1 protein-coding gene is annotated in these 284 nt (G+C 53.2%); it reads right to left on the reverse strand.

Annotation, left to right across the window (positions count from 1 at the left end):
- A partial coding sequence (locus tag AC0QH1_RS19500) for a choice-of-anchor D domain-containing protein (RefSeq protein WP_324632950.1) occupies nucleotides 1-284 on the reverse strand: 284 nt, incomplete at both ends.

Consider the following 284-nt stretch of genomic DNA (forward strand, 5'->3'; position numbering starts at 1 on the left):
AAATTAAAGGGGTTTTCGTCGCTATCGTTGGTGGTGAAGGAGAGTTCCCCAGAAGGAGTTCCCGCCCCTGTGGCGTCGAGTTGCAATTCTAGCGTTGCTTCGCTGTTGGGGGCGATCGCACTGGGCACATTTCCCACCACACTAAACCCTGTAGGCAATTGCAAATCGCTCACACTCAGTTCGGCGGTTCCGGTGTTTTTCAGGGTGAAGGTTTTGCTAACGGGTGTCCCTTCGCTGGTGGTTCCGATATCTATTGCGGTTGTGCTGTCATCGGGAATATCGGT

It is taken from the genome of Phormidium sp. CCY1219 (assembly GCF_055795085.1).